The organism is Hymenobacter yonginensis, from assembly GCF_027625995.1.
In the GTDB taxonomy this organism is placed as follows: domain Bacteria; phylum Bacteroidota; class Bacteroidia; order Cytophagales; family Hymenobacteraceae; genus Hymenobacter; species Hymenobacter yonginensis.
Map to the genome: position 1 here is coordinate 3,760,644 of NZ_CP115396.1, position 16,857 is coordinate 3,777,500.

General features: G+C 60.7%; 4 protein-coding genes and 2 rRNA genes (1 of these 6 cut by a window edge). 2 read left to right on the forward strand and 4 right to left on the reverse strand.

What is annotated here, in order from left to right; translation table 11 throughout:
• Positions 1-271 precede the first annotated feature (271 nt).
• Together O9Z63_RS16245 and O9Z63_RS16250 are read right to left on the reverse strand one after the other, a co-directional pair.
• A complete protein-coding gene (locus O9Z63_RS16245; protein WP_333490318.1) occupies positions 272-4,081 on the reverse strand; it encodes a T9SS type A sorting domain-containing protein in 3,810 nt (1,269 codons plus the stop codon).
• 262 nt (positions 4,082-4,343) lie between these two features.
• The gene (locus O9Z63_RS16250) at positions 4,344-7,079 is read right to left on the reverse strand and encodes a 4-alpha-glucanotransferase (protein ID WP_270126395.1); all 2,736 of its coding nucleotides are present in this window, start codon (positions 7,077-7,079) and stop codon (positions 4,344-4,346) included.
• A gap of 245 nt (positions 7,080-7,324) precedes the next feature.
• Between O9Z63_RS16250 and O9Z63_RS16255 the strand changes: the two genes are divergently transcribed.
• Entirely contained in the window at positions 7,325-12,478 is a 5,154-nt protein-coding gene (locus tag O9Z63_RS16255; protein ID WP_270126396.1) for a translocation/assembly module TamB domain-containing protein, read from the forward strand.
• Positions 12,479-12,616: 138 nt separating this feature from the next.
• Positions 12,617-14,977: a translocation and assembly module lipoprotein TamL gene (gene tamL / locus O9Z63_RS16260; protein WP_270126397.1), complete on the forward strand. Its 2,361-nt coding sequence runs from the start codon at positions 12,617-12,619 to the stop codon at positions 14,975-14,977.
• Between the two features lie 669 nt (positions 14,978-15,646).
• Here tamL and rrf read toward each other — a convergent pair.
• Both rrf and O9Z63_RS16270 read right to left on the reverse strand, forming a co-directional pair.
• A 5S ribosomal RNA gene (rrf, locus tag O9Z63_RS16265) occupies positions 15,647-15,758 on the reverse strand.
• Between the two features lie 93 nt (positions 15,759-15,851).
• Positions 15,852-16,857 (reverse strand): 23S ribosomal RNA (locus O9Z63_RS16270); it runs 1,911 nt beyond the window's last position.

Genomic DNA, 16,857 nt, shown 5'->3' on the forward strand with positions numbered 1-16,857 from the left:
CTTTCTTTTAATTAGAAAATCATCCTCCTGAATACCCAACAACGCACTGACTAGCTGGGCAGCAAAAAGTAATATGTAAATATCCTTAGGACTTGCAATTATCAAACAAAATTTATTATAATTAAAATACAATATCATTCATAACAAACACTCTCATGCTCCGCAAATTGTGGACCTCATTCGCTTGCCTAGCAGCGGCCCAGCAAATACAGGCTCAAAACAAAAAAGGCGCTTCCCAGCTGGGAAGCGCCTCTTCTGTAAGCTGAAGACTTTACTGTATAATCAGGGTTTGGGTAGATTTTCCGGCTATTCCACGTACCAGTACGATGTACGTGCCTTTCGCTAATTGCCGTACATCCAGCATGTGAGACTTCCCGCCTGTGTACGTAACAGTCTGCATAATGCGGCCTGCCAGATCAATCAAAGCTACCTGGTAGTTTCCTTCAGCCAAGGCAGACAAGTCCAGCATGGCTTGTCCGGCGGCCGGATTAGGATAGATCCTCAGCGCCAATTTATTTGAGGCGAACGACACTACCCGCACAGGGCTGTAGCTGGCCGTGCCGTCCGTGTCTACCTGTTGCAGGCGGTAATACACGGGTTGCGTGGCTTTAGCAGCTACCTCACGATCAACAAAGCTGTAACGACGGGTCTGCGCGGTGGTGCCACTTCCCTGTACTGTTCCAACAGCAACGAAATCTTTGCCATTCAAGGCACGCTCCACAATGAAACGGTCGTTGTTTTGCTCGGAGGCCGTACGCCACTCCAGTACAGCATCCTTGCCAGCAGCCGTAACCTCAAACGCAGCCAGCGCCACCGGCAACACGCTGAAGGTACTGGTCAGGTTCACCCCCGCCTCCGACGTGCCGTAGGCAGGTAAGTAGGCTGTGGCCGTTATAATGTCGCCGTTGTTGATGGTGGCGGCCACGGCGCTGAATGTTTCGTCAAACAGGCCGTTGGCATTCGCCGTGAGCGTGCCCAGGAAAGTCTGCGCCTCGCCGTGCGACACATTGTCGCCGCTGGTGGTGGTGGTGGGGCCGAGTTGGTTGTTGTCGGCGTTGTTGGCACTGTATACTTCCACCGTGGCATTGGCGAAGACCGGGTTGCCGGCCGGGTTGCTGCCGATGTAGCCAACCACGCGCAACTGGTTGGCGCCTACCTTAGAGATACTAGTGATGATCGGATAGTCCATGCCCCCACTGGCTTGGTTGATATCCACTACCCCGTCATTTGGCGTAACGCCGTCGCCCTGCCCATAGCGGGCAGCGCCGGTGGTATTGGGGCTGCCCACGAAGTAGGTGGCCGGCGTCAGGTCGACGGACAGCAGGCCCTGCCCCCCGGTGGTGTTGTTGCCGTTCTGATAAATAGCATTCTGGCTGATTCGGATACCGCGCTGTCCGTGGTTGATGACAATACCCGACGACTGGTTATTGATGATGATGTTGCGGCTGATGACGTCAGGGTTAGTGCCCCGATCGGAGCCATTGCGGGAGAGATAGTGAATACCAGAGCCTTCCAGCCGGTTGGTGGTACCACCCAGGCCGTTTTCCGTAATCGTGTTTTCCTGCACCGTGTTGGTGCTAAGGCGCACGATATCAAACTGGATACCGCTGCTGTTGCTGCGCGCTATCCGGTTGCCGACGATGGTCACGGGGCCGGCCACGCTACCAGCCGCCACCTGGTCGGCAATGGTCAGGTTGTCGCCGCCGGACACCCGCTGGCCGCTCTCAAAGAACTCATTGTTGGTGATGAGGTAGCCCGCGCCGATGCCCGAGTAGCTGAAGCCCGAGCTGCCCGTATACGCCACGAGGTTGTTGCGGAAGATGCCCGCCGGGTTCGTCAGCGCTACCCCGATAGTAAACGTGGCGGTAGCAGGCAGCGCCACCTCGAACGCCGTAATGCCAATCACGTTGCGCTCCAGCAGCACGCCGGTTCCGGCATTCACCACCAGTGTGTTGGTTGCCCCGTGCATGGCCACGCCCCGCAGCGTGAAGTTATCGGCAGAAGACTGGAGCAGGTTTGCCAGCGAAGTTGCTCCTACCAGTTCTACTTCCGGGCCGTTGACCTTGCTTAGCGCCAAGCTCCCCACTCCCACCGTACCGCCGGTACCCAGCTGAATAGGGTTGGAATCATTAAGAGTGCTTTGAGTGGTAGCATCAATGGCTGTGGCTGCCGCATTGGCGCTATTGGCCAACACCAGTGGCGACGTCAGCGTAATCAGGGCGCGGCTATTGGTAGTGGCCGCAGCTCCGCTGGCATTGGTGAGCAGATTAGTAAGGCCCGCGCGCAGACCGGGCCGGGCGGTGCCGTCGGCCAGCATGAAAATGGAGGTTTCCTGCCCAGCCGGGAAATCGGGCCCGGCAGCTAATCCGGTGCTGTTGAACGGACGCTGGTCGAGGCCTGCGTTGGACAGCGCAGCAGCATTGCTGATAAACTGCCGCAACGAGCCCTGCCCGCTTTCATTGGCATTCACGACTACATCGAACGAGAAGCCGAAGTCGGAGCCAGCGGCACCACTGGCTGCCAGCGGAAGTGCCTGAACGGACTGAGCCCCCGTTAGTGTTCCAGCAGCAGCATCAGTAGCCGTCGGCGTCTCACCGCCTACCCGCTCGCCATTGCTGTTCACATAGGTTTGCACCGGCAACAGGCCGGCCGCATAACCGGCGCGGTTGCTGGGCACGGTGCGGTTCACGACCCGAACAGTATACGTACCTGCTCCTACTCCTGAAAACAGATAGGATCCTGCTGCTCCTCCGATGGTGGCCGTAGTAGTAGTGTTTTGGAGCGTCGTACCGTTGTACAGTTCCACGGTAGCACCGTTGACGCCCGCGCTGCCGCTGGCCGCCTGGCTGCGGCCTGATCCGCCGCCGTAGTTGGCATCTTCGTACACAATACCACTGATTGTTCCAGCCGCTGCGACAGGAATGGTATAGGTTGTAGGGGCCGAAACCCTGCTGCCGCCGTCCGTAACGTTGAATGTCAATATCACCCGGCCCACATAGTTCAGAGCCGGGTCGAACGTGAGCAAGTTTAGCTGCCCCACCGGAATATTAACGCTGGGCACTGCTGTGATAGGCGTGCCATTGAAAGCCAGTACGCCTTGCGAGGTAGTCGGCAGGCCACCTGTGATGGTGTAGTATCTCAGGTCATTTTCGCCATCATTGCCTCGCAAAGATGGCGACAGCACCGTGGCCGCGGCTGTATTCACCAGAACTGCATTCACACCATCAACAACTGCTGGCAGAGCATTGGTGACCGTAACAGTGATAGTAGCCGAGTTGGACGTCTGGGCAGGCGTGGCACTATTTTTCACCGTGTAGCTGACGCTGGTGCTACTGGTGCTGCCTGCTATAGTCGTGGGCGGCGTGAACGTAACAATACCACTGGCATTCACGGAGAAGGTGCCGCCGTTGGAACCTGTCGCGGAAGAAAGTACTACCGAAGCCGGGTTAATAATATTATCACCAGCGCCACCGCCAGCGGCTACATCGTTATTGAGCACCGGAATCTGGATAGCCCCAGCTCTATAGGCTACCGTTGCCACATCAGGGTTGGCCGTTGGCGGGCCGGTTACGGTAACCGTGGCCGAGCCTTGCGTACCAGTCGTGGCACCCGTAGCGCTGGCATTGCCCTGAGCAATCAGTTGGGCGCCAACCGGCAGTGGCGAGGCCAGTGTAATACTGAACGTACGGATACGCGTAGTATTCGCATTACGAAAATTCTGAACATTGAAAGTAATAGTGTTACCAGAATAGGTAGCATTATTAGGTAGATTGGAAACTGTTACACCAGCAGCTGCAGATCCACTAAGTGTGACGGATGTACTGACAGCATCAGTATTAGCAGATGCCGTGACCGTGAAAGTGTAGTTGATGGTCTGGCCAGCATCTGCAGACTGGTCGTCTACCGTCAAGGTGCTGGTGAGGGTGGTTTGTGCCTGTGCAGAAGCCACCACCAGTATTCCTGCCAGCATCAAGATCAGTATCCGTAGCACGTTACCGTGGCGCAGGCCGCGCATGGATGACGCTGCTGGATGATTACCAAGCCGGGGAAGCAGATGAAACAAGCGTAAAGAGTTTGTCATAGCGAAGACGTTAGGGTGCAGGACAGAATTCGTGGAAAGGCAAGGCAGGCAATTCTATATGCTTCAAAGCATGTAGAATCGTACAAATCTATCATCAAGGTATCATGCTAGGAGTTCGCATCTACCTGACATTCAAATATTCACCTTAAAACACACAGCCATATCAAGATCCTTACACTTGCTGCCACGCAACAAAAAGGCAAGGCCCACCTAGGTAGACCTTGCCTTTAGCAAAAAAACTTCCCGGAGTCTGTGGGGCAGCTTAGTAGCTACTCACCCGCCCGCTCCGGCTCACCAGCTCTTGCATTTCGCGGTTGAAGCCGTCCTCCTGCGTCAGCTGTTCCAGCGGCAGGTGCAGGCGGTATTTCCAGAAGTGCGTGGGATTGGCCGGCACGTTGATCTGCTCGTCGTCGGGGTTGGCGCGGCGCAGCTCGGGGCTCATGGCCAGCAGGTCCTGCAGCGGGAAGATGGCCCACATGGCCGGCGAGTGCAGGTGCTGCACCGTTATTTCGCGGGCAACCCACGGCTCGCAGTGGTACGGTGCCTGCTCGCCCCAATGGCCCAGGATGGTTTCAAAGAAGCGCTGGGTTTTCACGTGGTCCTCTTCCCACCAGCCGCGCACCGTGCTCATGTCGTGCGAGCCGGGGCTGACGACCGACAGGTATGGCGCGGCGTCGGGGTGGCCGAACTCCACTTTGGGGTCGGAGGGCATGCGCTGGATGTTGAGGCCCAGCATGCCGAGGGCGCGCATCACGCCGGGCACCGAGGCCGGCACCATGCCCAGGTCTTCGCCACAGATGAGCATGTTGGTGGCGTAGCGTACCGGCGGCAGCTTGCGCAGGCCCTGCTCGCGCCAGAAGTTCTCGTGGCGCTGGAAGAAGAAGTCGTTGTAAATCTCCCGCATGCGGTGCTGGTCTTCGCCGTTCAGCTCCTTGAACGACACCGACTTGTCCACCGTAATGCGCGGATGGTAGAAGTCGGCGCGCAGGTCGTCGGGCACGAACAGCACCTCGTTGGCGAGGCTGTAGAGGCCGGACCGCAGCCACTGGTAGTGCTCCGTGTTAGCGGGGTCGGCGGCTATTTTTTCGGTAAACACACTTTCCATCTGGCGCTGGGTGCGCACGTGCTCTTTCAGCCGGATAGCGCCGTAGCCGGCATCTTCCATGAACTCGTCGAACACGGCCTGCGCCTGCCCGTGGAAGAGGTGCTGCAGCATGTGCCAGCGGATGTAGGGCTCGCAGAGGCGGCCGTAGTCGAACCAGCCCAGGCGCTGCTCAATTTCGTGCTGGTGCAGCGGCAGCGCGGGCGAGAAGTGCCCGAGCAGGCCTTCCACCGAGTGGCCGGGAATCTCCCAGATGCGGAAGAAGCCCAGGATATGGTCGATGCGCAGGGCGTCGAAGTAGCGGGCCAGGGTGCCCATGCGCTGCTTCCACCAAGCGTAGCCGTCCTCGGCCATCCGCTCCCAGTTGTAAGTGGGGAAGCGCCAGTTCTGGCCGGTGGTGGAGAAGTCGTCGGGCGGGGCGCCGGCCTGCTGGTGCATGTGGTAGAGCTCGGGCTGGGTCCAGGCGTCCACGGAGTGGCGGTAGATGCCGATGGGCAGGTCGCCTTTGAGCACCACGCCGCGGTGGCGGGCGTAGTCCACGGCTTCGCGTAGCTGCTTGTCCAGGTGGAACTGGATGAAGAAGTGCAGGCCTACCTCGTCGAAGTTGGCGGCATCGGCGCGCACCAGCTCAGCCACTTTGGCTGGCGTACGGTACTCTTCGGGCCACTGCTGGAAGTCGGCGGTGCCGTACTGGTCGCGCAGGGCGCAGAAGGCGGTGTAGGGCTCCAGCCACGACTTCTGCTCCTCGCGGAAGGCATGGAAGGCCGGGTCGGCCAGGAAAGCGGCTTTCTCCTGCTGATAAAGCAGGCGCGCGAACTTCCACTTGGCATTCATCACCGGCTCGTAGTCCACGAAGTCCTTGGCGTTCAGCTCCTGGCGCAGCTGCTCCAACTCCTGCCGCGCGGCAGCGTCCTGGAGGGGCGCAATGGCATCGAGGCTGAGGTATTGCGGGTGCAGAGCAAACACCGAAATGGCCGCGTACGGGTACGAATCGACCCAGGTGTGGGTGGCCACGGTGTCGTTGATGGGCAGGATCTGCACCAGCTTGAGGCCGGTCTGCACGGCCCAGTCGGTGAGCAGCTTCAGGTCGGGGAATTCGCCCACGCCCAGGCCCTGCTGGCTGCGCATGGCAAACACGGGCAGCGCCACGCCGGCCCCGCGCCATGCTGTCGGGTAGCGGAAGTTCTCATCGGCCCGGACGCGCAACGTGCGGCGGTCCTGGGCCGGCGGAATGATCCGGTCTTCGCCGTTTTCCAGCAGCACAATCTGCTTGGCGGCGGGGTCCCAGATACCATACTTATACTGAGTAGGCTTGTCGGGCTGGTCCAGCGCCACTTCGGCGGTCCAGGTCGGGTAGTCGGTGTCGGAGAGGACAACGGCTTTGCGGGCATCCCAGGCGCCGAGGGCGGCATCGGAGCCCAGCACGCACACCTGGTGGCCCGACTCTACGCGGGGCGCGGCCAGCTGGAAGCGCACCACCGAGTCGGCGACGCGGGCGGCTTTGGCGGGCCTGGCCGGGCCGGTATCCGGGCGACGCAACAGCGCCTGCGTGAAAGCGGCCGTGAACAGCTCGTTTTCGGGCTGGGCAGCCGGGCGCCAGTAGTCTTCCAGCACGAGGCGCGAAAACTGGCGGCCGTCGTAGTGCACCTGGCGGTTGGGGCCCCACTCCCAGTGCTTGCCGCCATCCTGGTCGTCGAGCAGGATATATTTGTAGTCGACGGTGCCGGGGGCATCGTCGGGCAGGCTGATTTCCTGGCTCCAGCGGCCGAGTTCGGGATTATACTGCAGCTGCAGAGCGTGGTCGAGGTTCCACTGGCCCAGGCTGGGCTCGGAACCGCACACGACCAGTCGCTGGCCCCACGCGGTGCGGAAGGGCAGGGAGAAACGAAGAATCATGGGGCATCTAGGATGAAGCACGAAAGATACGGGGTCAGGAGGGGAATGCGAACATCCGGCCCACAACTGATGCCCGCATTCCGGCCGCCGGGCAATTGGTTTTACTGCAATCAACCTGCTAATTTCCAACCTCAGAGCCTTTTTACCCGTTGGGTTACACTACACCCTAATTCTGTACGGTTATCAACTCGCTACCTACTTACGCCCGCCGCGCGCTCTATACCCTCCTCGGCCTCGTGGCTTTCGTGCTGCTTCTAGTAATAGGAGTGGTTGTGGCGCTGCAGTTTTCTTCGGTGCAGGACTACGCGGCCGGCAAAGCCGCGGGGTACCTGCAAGGCAAAATCGGCACCGAGGTGCGCATTGCGAAGTTCCGCACCGATTTCAAGCACGCGCTTAGCCTGGAGGGCGTCTACATCGAAGACCAGAAAGGAGACACGCTGCTGTCGGTGGGCCGCCTGGGCGTCGACCTGGATTTGTGGGCTCTCACCAAGTCGGAAATCAACCTCAAGGAGCTGGAGCTCAACGACGGCCGCCTGGCCATCAGCCGCACGCTGCCCGACAGCGTGAGCAACTACGACTTCATCGTCAATGCCTTCGCGACGGCCGACACGGCGACTACCGCCCCGGCCGATACCACGGCGGGCTTCAAGTACAACATCGGCGACCTGCGCCTGACCAATATCCGCCTCACCTACGACGACCAGGTGGAAGGCATGGCGGTGCGCACGAAAGTAGGCGAGCTGGCCGTGACCATGGATGCCGTGGACGTGGACCAGTCCATCTATAAAGTAGACGAAGCCACGCTGCGCAACACGGCCATCAGCATCGCCCAAACCAAAACCGCCCCGCCCGATACGGCCGTGGCCGAGCCGCTGGCTCTCACATTCGGGCTGAACAAAGCCTTGCTCAGCAACGTCAGCCTGACGTATAAGAACGACCCGTCGGCGCAGTTTATCAGCACCCGCGTGGGCGAGGCCGAAATTACGGCCGACAACATCGACCTGATCAACTCTCGGGTGGCGCTGAACACGGTGAAGCTGCGCAACACCAGCATTGCCTACACCCAGAACGAAAACGTGCCGGTGGAAAAGCGCCTCGTGAACCCCGCCGAGGTGGTGCGCGACCTGAATGACGCCGTGGAAGGCGCCACTGGCCAGCCCAGCAACTGGGTGGTGACGCTCAACCGCTCCGATATCCGGGGCGTGGATGTGGCCTTCGACAACTTCGACGAGCCCAAGCAGCGCACCCGCCTGCCGGCCATGGACTACAACCACCTCAAGTTCACGGATCTGGTGCTGAACGTGGAGAACCTGCGCTACTCCGAGAACAGCACCACCGGCCGCATCAACCAGCTGGCCGGCCGCGAGCAAAGCGGCTTCCGCATCGATTCGGCCACCGCTGACGTGGTGTTCGACTCGGTGCAGACCCGCCTCACCAACCTCGACCTGATTACGCCGCACACCCGCATCCGCCAGACGCTGGGCATGCGCTACAAGAGCCTCGACGCGCTGGCCGACACCCGCCAGCTGCCCAACCTGGGCATCGAAGGCGACCTGCGCAACGTGCGCCTCGGCTTCCGCGACATCCTGTACCTGGCTCCCGACCTGGCCGGCACGCCACCGTTCACCACCGGCCCCAACCAGTCGGTGCTGCTGAGCGGGCGCGTGAGTGGCCGCGTGGGCGACCTGCGGATTCAGGGGCTGGAGTTCGTGGGCTTCCGCAACACCATCGTGAAAGCCAGCGGCCGCATCCAGGGTTTGCCCGAAACCGACCGCCGCCTCTACACCGACCTGCGCATTCAGCAGTTCAGCACCTCGGAGGCTGATATCCGGATGCTGGCCCCGAAAGGCACGATTCCGCCCGGCTACAACATTCCGCCCCGCATGACCGTGGCCGGTACGTTCCGCGGCCGCCCATCGGCGCTGCTGTTTGACGCCGATTTGCGCGCCACCACCACCTACGGCAACGTAGCGGCCAAGATTGACCTCGGCGCCGGCCCCAAAGGCCAGGAGCCGATTACGGCTGTGTTCAGCACCCAGAACCTGAACGTAGGCCGCATCCTCAACGACCCCACCATCGGTACCGTCACGGCCAGCGGCCGCCTGAACGGGCGCGGCGGCCTCGACCCCAACCTGCTGCGCGGCCAGCTCACGGCCAACGTGCAGCGCGCCACCTACAACGGCTACACCTACCGCGGCATCACGGCCAACGTGGGCATCGACCGCAACCGCTACGTCATCGACGCCAAAAGCCGCCAGGACCCCAACCTGAACCTGGATCTGCTGGCCACCGTGGACTTGCGCAACGCCAGCAACCCCAGCTACTCGGTGGAGCGCCTGAACCTGCGCGGTGCCAACCTCACGGCCCTGGGCTTCTACACCGGCGGCGACCTGCGCGTGCAGGGCGACCTCACGGCCAACCTCAGCGGCTCCGACGCCAACAGCATCAACGGTACGTTCTCGGGCCGCAACATCATCATTGTGCGCGACAACCAGACCATTCCGCTGGACTCGGTGAGTGGCCGCATTGTGCAGCGCACGGGCCGCACCGAAGTGGTGTTCAACTCCAACGTGGCCGACTTCAACCTGCAGGGCAACACCCGCCTCGGCGACCTGGCCACGGTGCTGCAGGAGCACATCGACCGGTATTTTGATTTGCCCGGCGTGCGCTACCGGCCGTCGGCGGCCTACCAGCAGTTCACGTTCGAGGCTAACGTGAAGAACACTCGCCTGCTGCAGAAGCTGGTGCCCGACCTCAAGCAGCTCACGCCCTTCAAGCTCACGGGTGGCTTCGACAGCCGCGCCGCCAACCTCACGCTCAACACCCGCATTCCGCGCATCGTGTACATGGGCTACGCGCTGGACTCGCTGAAATTCAACGTCAGCTCCGACGCGCAGAAGCTGGACTATGCGCTGGGTTTGCGCCAGATCAGCCAGGACACCACCCTGCGCATCCCCAACCCGACCCTGGCCGGCAGCGTGCAGAACAACCAGATCGGCACCCGCCTGCGCATTGCCGAGTCGGACAGTGCTGAGCGCCTGAACATGGCCGGCGTGCTGCGCGTGCTGAACGGCGGCGACACCTACGCCTTCAGCTTCGACCCTAAGCTGATGCTGGACCGGGTGCTGTGGAACGTGACGCCCGGCAACGAGTTGCGCTACACCACGGCCACCGGCGCCATCTTCGCCGACAACCTGGAGTTCAGCCGCAACAGCCGCAGCCTGAAGCTCCAGACCCTGCCCGGCGCGCAATACCCGCTGCAGCTGAATATGCAGAACCTGGAGCTGAACAGCCTGGGACACGCCGCCGGCCTGCAGGATTCACTGATAGCTGGCACGCTCAACGGCCAGGCGCTGGCGCTCAGCCTGGGCCAGCCCCGGCAGGCCTTCACGGCTGATGCCACGCTCAGCAACCTCGTCTACAACAAAACGGTGGTGGGCGACGTGACGCTGAAAGCCACCAACCCTACTCCCGACCGTTACAACGTCGATGCGCGCCTCACCAACCCGCAGGGGGCCGATGTGCAGGCCGTGGGCTACTACCTGGCCACCCCGCCCTCCCCTATCCGGTTTGACGTGACCGTGAACCGGTTTGACCTGAAGATGGCCGAGCCGTTTTCGGCCGGGCAGCTGCGCGAAGGCGTGGGCGGCGTAACGGGCAGCATTGTAGTGACCGGTACGGCCGCCAAGCCCATCATCAACGGCGCCCTCACCACCACCGCCGACGCCGGTCTGACGCTCACCCAGTTGGGCTCCGACTTCCGCATGCCCAACCAGACGGTGACGTTCAACCCGCAGAACATTGCCTTCAACAACTTCACGGTGCTGGACTCGCTCGGCAACAAGGCCGTGGTGGATGGCCGCATCATCGTGCCCAACTACGCCGACGTTAACTCCTACCGCTTCAACCTGAACGCCACTACCGAGGATTTCCTCGCCGTAAATAGCCGCCCCGCTGATAACGAGTTGTTCTACGGCAAGCTGGTGCTGGACTCCGATACGCGCATCAGCGGCAACCTGAACCTGCCCGTGCTCAATACCAACGTGCTGGTGGAAGATGGTTCCGACCTGACCATTGTGGTGCCCAACGACGAAGCTGGCCTGGTTGCTACCGAAGGCATTGTGGAGTGGATCGACAAGAGCGCGCCCATGGACACGATGCTGGCCCGGCAGCTGGCCCTGGATTCTGCCAAAACCGCCGCCGGCTACGACATCACCGCCCGCATCACCGTCCGCGACAACACGCCCTTCACCCTCGTTATCGACCCAATTTCCGGCGACAACCTGAAGGTGCGGGCCGAGGGTACCCTCAACACGGCCATCGACCCAGCTGGCACCATCAGCCTCACCGGCCGCCTCGACGTGACCGACGGCGCCTATAATATGTCGCTCTACGATCTGGCTTCGCGCGAATTCAAGATCGGCTCCGACAGCTACATCGTCTGGAGCGGCGACCCCTACAATGCCCAGCTCAACATTGCGGCCATCTACAACGTGCGGGCGGCGCCGGCCGAGCTGCTGTCAGCTCAAGGCGTGGCCGACGAAACGCTGAGCGCCGTGGGCCGCAACCAGCTGCCGTTCCAGGTGTTCCTGAACGTCACCGGCGAGCTGCTCAAGCCCATCATCGGGTTCGATATTCGCCTGCCGGAAGAAGCCCGCTCAGAGTTGCGCGGGCCCATTGAAGCCCGCCTGGCCCAGCTGCGTCAGCCCAGTGAGGAATCGGAGCTGAACAAGCAGGTATTTTCGCTGATGGTGCTCAACCGCTTCATGACCGACGACCCGTTCAAGAGCAGCGGCGGCAACCTCGTGGCCGACCAGCTGCGCGGCTCCGCCAGCCAGGTGCTCACCCAGCAGCTCAACAACCTCACCGGCTCCTATCTGTCCAACCTGGGCGTGGAGCTGGGCGTGAATTCCTACGCCGACTACAGCAGCGGCGCCGAGAAGACCCGCACCGACCTCAACGTGGCCGTGCGCCGCCAGCTGCTCAACAACCGCCTCACCGTGCGCCTCGGCACCGACGTGCCGCTGGGCGGCGGCAACCAGGCCAGCAACGGCCAGAACCAGGCCGGCATCAGCTCCTTCGCTGGCGACGTGAGCATCGAGTACAACGTGCTGGCCAACGGCCGGATCCGCCTGCGCGCCTTCCGCAACAACGCCTACGGCGACATCGACGGCCAGTTTGTGCGCACCGGCGCCTCGCTGATCTTCCAGCGCGACTACCGCGACCTGGCCGACCTGTTCAAGGGTATCGACGATACGGTGAAGGAAGAGGTGAAGCAGAACCGCCGCCGCCAGCGCCAGGAGAAAAAAGAAGCGCAGGACTCCACCCAGGCCGTTACATCGGAACCGCGCCGCGACTCTACCCGCAGCACCCAACGCCCCACCACCTCCGGCCGCTAGGTCGCTTTTAAGAGGTTGTTGGTTGTTTTTCGGCGCGAGCCACTGGCGGCGCTACACTACAGCTGCTTCACCCGCAGCCCCTGAAAGACCAACCACCAATCCCGAACCACGCAAAACGCCCACCACTTGATTTCACGCATGAAGCCTTCCCTCTTTCGTCGCACCAATACTCCCTCGGCTTCTTCGGCTGCCTCCGCCGGAGCTGGCAGGCTGTGGCGGCCCTGGGCAGCGCTGACGGCCCTACTGCTGGCGGCAGGCTGTTCGGGTACCAAGTTCATTCCGGAAGGCAGCTACCTCTACACCGGCAGCAGCGTGAAGGTGCAGTCAGCGGCGCTCATCCCCAACGAAGCCGCCCTCACCACCGAGCTGACGTCCGTTATTGCGCCCAAGCCCAACGCCGCCATTCCACTGCTCGGCGCCCGCCCCAAGCTGTATTTCTGGCACATGGGCGAAGGCAAAACCAAGGGCCTGGGCAAGTGGCTGGCCGATAAATACGGCGAAAAGCCGGTGCTGCTGAGCGAGGTGGACACCCAGAAGGTGAAAAGCCTGATGGCCAACCGCCTCAACAACAATGGCTACTTCAAGCCTGTGGTGCACAGCAAAGTGCAGAAGAAGGACCGCACGGCCACCGTCGACTACCTGGCGCAGGTGGGCAAGCCCTATCTTATCAAGCAGATTCAGTACCCGGAGCGCGACACCCTGCTCGACCGCGCCATCCGTGCCACCCAGGCCGGCTCGCTGCTGAAAGTCGGCGACCCGTATAACCTGCAAACCCTCATCAACGAGCGGATCCGGATCGACGGCGAGCTGAAAAACCAGGGCTACTACTACTTCACTCCCGACTACCTGCTGTTTCAGGTCGACAGCACCCTCGACAACCAGGCCAATATCTATGTGAAGGTGAAGGGCACGATTCCGAAGCGCGCGGCCCAGCCCTACGTGATCAACCGTGTGAGCCTGAACACCGACTACTCGCTCTCCGATACTGCCTCCCAGGGCCGCCCGCCCTTCATGTACCAGGGCTACCGCTATTACCCTGATGAAAAGGTGTTTAAGGCCAAGGCCATCACCAACGCCACCTTCCTCTACCCCGACAGCCTCTACCGTCGCCGCCGCGCCGACCAGACTCTTAGCCGCCTCATGAGCCTGGGCACGTTCAAGTTCGTGGACATCCGTTTCCGCCCCGCTCGCAACCAGCCCGACTCGGCCGAATACGGCCACCTCAACGCCTTCGTGCGCATGACGCAGGTGCCCAAGAAAAGCCTGCGCGGCGAAGTAGGCCTGGTCAGCAAGTCCAACGGCTTCGTTGGCCCCGGCTTTAAGGTGCAGTTCCGCAACCGCTCGGCCCTGCGCGGCGCCGAGCAACTGCTGATCAACGTCACAGGCGCCTTCGAAAACCAGACCCGCACCGGTACTAACGCCATCGGCCTCACCTCCTACGAGCTGGGGGTCGATGCGCAGCTTATCGTGCCGCGGCTCATCACCCCGCCCTTCGATATCCGCCTGCGCAACTCCGACTTCCAGCCCCGCACCTCCTTCGGCGCCGGCTACAAGTACGTGCAGCGCCTGGAGGCATTCAAACAGGACGCCTTCAGCCTCAACTACGGCTACACTTGGAAAACTAACATCACCAACGAGCACGACCTGCGCCCCATCGACCTGCAGTATCTGCGCTTAGGGGGCGTTTCTGATACCTTCCAGGCGCTGCTCAATAAGAATGCCTTTCTAGCCAACAGCTTCCGCCAGCAGTTCATCCTGGGCAGCAGCTACCGCTACACCTACAACCAGCAGGCCCTGGAGCAGCGCCGCAACCAGATCTATTTCAGCGGGGGCATCGAGGTTTCCGGCAATGCCGCTTACCTGCTCAGCAACTTCACCGGCCAGACCAAGGAAACCAACCCCGACGGCACTAAAGCCTACACGCTCATCGGCCAGCAGTTTTCACAGTACTCCAAGGTCGATCTGGAAGTGCGTAACTACTTCCGCATTTCCTCCAACCCCACCAGCGGCAACAAAATTGCCACCCGCGTGCTCATTGGCGCCGGCCTGCCTTACCTGAACTCCCGCGTGCTGCCCTACCTCAAGCAGTACGGTATCGGCGGCCCCAACAGCGTCCGAGCCTACGCAGCCCGCGGCATCGGCCCCGGCACCTACCGCGCCAATACCGACCGTTCCACCAGCTTCTACGACCAAGTCGGCGACCTGCGCTTCGAAGCCAACGCCGAGTACCGCCAAGACCTGTTTCCCTATGTGAAAGGAGCTCTGTTTGTAGATGCCGGCAATATCTGGCTGCTTAATGAAGATGTAGACCGTCCCGGGGGCCAATTCGAACCCAGCAAGTTCCTCAACCAGCTGGCCATCGGCGCTGGTGCAGGCATCCGCATCGACGTGCAGTTCTTCGTCATTCGCTTCGATGCCGCGGTCCCCGTGCGCGCCCCCTACGGCACCCCCGACGACAAGGCCCCACGCTTGAACATTGCCATCGGCTACCCTTTCTAGCCTCACAGTCTGTCAACAAAAAAGGCCGTGTGTACGCACGGCCTTTTTTGTTGGTGGCAAACCACCAGACCACCTACCCAGGCAGAACACCGCAACGGGGCCCCACCTCATTTGCTGCTGGCCTCTTCAAGTAGCTACCACAAGAAGCTTCACCCACGAGGATATATTGTAAGGCCCCATTGCATATCAGTTGCAGTTCGCCTCTCTCCTGCTTCCTAAGGCACAGTCGAATTAGCCTACAGAGTGTAGAGACGCAATATTTTGCGTCTCGTCGTTGCTGACGTTGTTCGGCCTAGTTGTTTAACAGAGAGACACAAAACATTGCGTCTATACACACCTTAGGGCAACCCAAAAATTTAAAGCGGGGCTAGGTCAAGGGTGACATGAAGACGGAGAAATACAAGACCTTAGAATCCGTTCTAGACCAAATCAAGGGATAACAGCGCATGCTAACATCCATGCTGAATGCAGCCTTTTGCGAGGCATTTGCTTGCTGTCTGGTTCTCCTTTGTCACGGGAACAGCTTCTTGCTCCCCTATGCATCTCAACATCTGACCAAGACATGGATGGCGCCACAGCGCGCGTTCCCAGCCAGGCCTATAAACGCCGCTGCCCCCGCGCCAGGCCCCGGGAAAGGGGCGGCACGGGGGCAGCGGACAAATGCAGTAAGGTTGGCGGCGACCGACTCTCCCACCGATGAAGGCAGTACCATAGGCGCTCCGGGGCTTAACGACTCTGTTCGGAATGGGAAGAGGTGAACACCCGGGCTAAAGCCACCATTACTGGTGCGGCAGCTCTGTGTTCAATGGCGAGCTGCCAACAAAACCGTTGACGTAAGGACAAAAGAGAAAAACAGCGAAGGTTCGAGCATTGTCAAGCAAAGCGTTCGAGTCCTTAGTACGGCTCGGCTGTGGCATTTCGGCCTCTACACCTACCGCCTATCTACGTCGTGGTCTACGACGACTCTTCCTATATAGGATATCTCATCTTCAGGTGAGTTTCGCACTTAGATGCTTTCAGCGCTTATCTCATCCCAGCGTCGCTACCCGGCGCTGCAACTGGCGTCACAACCGGTGCACGAGCGGCTGGTCCAACTCGGTCCTCTCGTACTAAAGTCAGGTCCTGTCAAATATCCAACGCCCACCACAGATAGGGACCGAACTGTCTCACGACGTTCTGAACCCAGCTCGCGTGCCACTTTAATCGGCGAACAGCCGAACCCTTGGGACCTTCTCCAGCCCCAGGACGTGACGAGCCGACATCGAGGTGCCAAACCTCCCCGTCGATATGAGCTCTTGGGGGAGATCAGCCTGTTATCCCCGGCGTACCTTTTATCCTTTGAGCGATGGCCCTTCCATGCGGAACCACCGGATCACTATATCCGTCTTTCGACCCTGCTCGGCTTGTAGGCCTCACAGTCAAGCCCGCTTCTGCTATTGCGCTCTACATCCGGTTACCAAGCGGATTGAGCGGACCTTTGAAAGCCTCCGATACTCTTTTGGAGGCGACCACCCCAGTCAAACTACCCAGCAGACACTGTCTCCGTTGCCAGATTAGGCACCAAGCAACACAAGGGTGGTATTTCAACGGCGACTCCCCAAAACCTAGCGGCCCTGGCTCAACGTCTCCCACCTATGCTACACATGTGTTACCCAGCGTCAATGTCAACCTATAGTAAAGGTGCACGGGGTCTTTCCGTCCCGTGGCGGGTACTCGGCATCTTCACCGAGACTACAATTTCACCGAGCTCACGGCTGAGACAGCGCCCAGATCGTTACACCATTCGTGCAGGTCGGAACTTACCCGACAAGGAATTTCGCTACCTTAGGACCGTTATAGTTACGGCCGCCGTTTACCGGGGCTTCGATTCAAACCTTCGC

Coding starts and splice junctions, on each gene's coding strand:
- O9Z63_RS16250 (WP_270126395.1), bottom strand. CDS start 7,079: ATGATTCTTCGTTTCTCCCTGCCCTTCCGCACCGCGTGGGGCCAGCGA.
- O9Z63_RS16245 (WP_333490318.1), bottom strand. CDS start 4,081: ATGACAAACTCTTTACGCTTGTTTCATCTGCTTCCCCGGCTTGGTAAT.
- tamL (WP_270126397.1), top strand. CDS start 12,617: ATGAAGCCTTCCCTCTTTCGTCGCACCAATACTCCCTCGGCTTCTTCG.